The sequence below is a fragment of the Rhizobium chutanense genome (genome assembly GCF_002531935.1).
GTDB classification, from domain to species: Bacteria; Pseudomonadota; Alphaproteobacteria; order Rhizobiales; family Rhizobiaceae; genus Rhizobium; species Rhizobium chutanense.
In genome coordinates this window covers 1-999 of record NZ_NWSV01000083.1, presented here as the reverse complement: position 1 = coordinate 999, position 999 = coordinate 1, and the positions used below count along the sequence as shown (strand labels likewise).

The 999-nt window shown below is 63.0% G+C and carries 1 protein-coding gene; it reads left to right on the top strand.

Annotated elements, in window-relative coordinates; genetic code table 11:
- A partial coding sequence (locus tag CO666_RS33385) for a calcium-binding protein (protein ID WP_143540435.1) occupies positions 1–999 on the top strand: 999 nt, incomplete at both ends.

Genomic DNA, 999 nt, shown 5'->3' with positions numbered 1-999 from the left:
GGGCGGCGCGGGCGACGATACCTATGTCATCTCCACCGGTGACATCGTCATCGAGAATGCCGACGAGGGAACCGATACGGTACAGACGGCCCTGGCCGCCTATACGCTCGGCGCCAATGTCGAAAACCTCATCTATAGCGGCACGGTCGCGTTTACCGGCGTCGGCAATGGGCTCGACAACGTCCTCAAGGGCGGTGTTGGCGCCGACAAGCTCGTGGGGGCTGGCGGCAACGACACATTGATCGGCGGGGCTGGTTCCGACACGATGTCGGGCGGGACGGGTGACGACATTTATGTCGTCGATATCGCGACCGACCTGGTGATCGAGAATGCGAGCGAGGGGACGGACACGGTCCAGACGGCGCTTGCAAGCTATACGCTCGGCAACAATGTCGAGAACCTCACCTATACAGGATCCGGCAACTTCACCGGCACCGGCAATGCGCTTGCCAACACCATCACCGGCGGCGCCGGCAATGACACGCTGAATGGCGGGGCAGGCACCGACACACTGATCGGCGGAACGGGCAACGACACCTACATCGTCGACGATGCCGGCGACAGCATCACCGAAGCCGCTGCTGCGGGGACCGACACGGTTCGCACGAACCTGGCGAGCTATACGCTTGCCGCCAATGTCGAGAACCTGACCTTTGCCGGCACGGGGGCGTTTACGGGCACGGGCAACAATCTCGACAACGTGATCACCGGTGGCGCTGCCATCGATACGCTGTCCGGCGGCGCCGGCAATGACACGCTGGATGGCGGGGCAGGTGCCGACACACTGATCGGCGGAGCGGACGACGACACCTATATCGTCGACAATGCCGGCGACAGCGTCACCGAAGCCGCTGCTGCGGGAACCGACACGGTTCGCACGACCCTGACAAGCTATACGCTTGGCAGCGATGTCGAGAACCTTACCTATAGCGGTACGGTAGCGTTTACGGGCACAGGCAATGACCTTGCCAACACGATCACCGGCGGTGCCGGCAACGA